This is a genomic window from Promicromonospora kroppenstedtii DSM 19349 (assembly GCF_000515355.1).
Lineage (GTDB): Bacteria > Actinomycetota > Actinomycetes > Actinomycetales > Cellulomonadaceae > Promicromonospora > Promicromonospora kroppenstedtii.
Genome location: NZ_KI911686.1, coordinates 225829 through 226508 on the forward strand (window position 1 = coordinate 225829; position 680 = coordinate 226508).

The window sequence follows — 680 nt, forward strand, 5'->3', positions numbered from 1 at the left end:
CCGCCGCCGCCCGGAACGGCTCGGGCTCGGTGCCGCTGGTGGAGAGCCGGCCGCCGATCACCACCGAGGTGGAGGTGTACACGGCGACGCAGATCCCCAAGGCGGGGTCCGTGCCGCCGCCGCTGGTGGCGCCCTACGCGGGTGTCGGCAAGCGGTTCGTGGCCTGGCTCATCGACGGCGCCATCGCGGGCGTGCTCTTGGGCATCGTGGCGGCCATCGGCATCTCGCTGATCGACATCCCGTCGGGCCTCGTGGTCGTGTCGCAGGAGCAGGCGGCCGAGATCGCCGCTCAGGTGATGCGGGTCTACCTCCTCGGTGGCCTCGTCGCGTTCCTGTTCCAGCTGTCCATGTGGATCTGGGAGTCGCGGACCGGCCGCACCATCGGCAACTCGGCGATGGGGCTGCGCACGGTGTCGGCCGAGGACCGCGGGCCCATCGGGTTCGTCCGCGAGCTGCTGCGCGTGCTCGTGCTCGCCGCCGGCTCCGTGGTGTTCGTCGTCGGCCAGATCGTGGTGCTGCTCAGCCCGCTCTGGGACAAGGGCGGCAAGGTGCAGGGCTGGCAGGACAAGGCGGCCCGCTCGGTCGTCATCGACATCCGCGCCCCGCAGGTCCCGGGCACGGGGCTCACCCCGGTGGCGGCCGGCCCGCGGGCCCCGGGCAAGCCCGCGATGCGGCCCACC

At 73.5% G+C, this 680-nt stretch carries 1 protein-coding gene; it reads left to right on the top strand.

Annotation, left to right across the window (positions count from 1 at the left end; translation table 11 throughout):
• The coding region (locus PROKR_RS15625) for an RDD family protein (protein WP_036964548.1) at nt 1–680 on the top strand (680 nt) is incomplete at both ends.